At 65.2% G+C, this 465-nt stretch carries 1 pseudogene; it reads right to left on the bottom strand.

What is annotated here, in order from left to right:
• Positions 1-133: 133 nt before the first annotated feature.
• A pseudogene (locus tag EOB49_RS34715) lies at positions 134-465 on the bottom strand (NADH:flavin oxidoreductase); the annotation flags it as partial.

The following is a 465-nucleotide window of genomic DNA, read 5'->3' as shown; positions in this document are numbered from 1 at the left end:
GCGGATGCGGTTTTCATCGATCACCAGGACGGCGAGTGCGGTTCGAACCATGCCTGCATTGTGACCAAGCGAAGGAATTGTGCAATGCAGTATGGTTGAACAACCCGATATTCGCTGACCGGGCCGCCGGCGTCTAATCCGCCGCCAACGCCGTGACCTCGCGGCGGAAGGGCAGTGCGTCGCCGATATCGGCTTCGTCCAGCTCGCGGGCGAAACGGTGGCCGGCGTAGGTTGCCCAGGCGATCGGGCCAGGCGCCTCGGCATCGCCGATGATTTTGATCGAGCGGATGCCGCTATCGGCCCATTGATCTCGCCGCGCCTTCAGTTCGCACCAGACGCCATCGTCCTGTTGGCGCGACGTCACGAGCACGACGGCGTCCGCGGCGAAGTCGCGTTGGCTGCCCGTATAGGCGCACGCAGTGGCAACCCCACCCGCCACGATGCGCGTCACGGCCCGGTTCAGCA

Origin of the sequence: Mesorhizobium sp. M7A.F.Ca.MR.148.00.0.0 (genome assembly GCF_003997735.1) — a bacterium.
Lineage (GTDB): Bacteria > Pseudomonadota > Alphaproteobacteria > Rhizobiales > Rhizobiaceae > Mesorhizobium.
The sequence above is the reverse complement of the archived record's forward strand: the minus strand, read 5'-3'. Positions and strand labels throughout refer to the sequence as shown.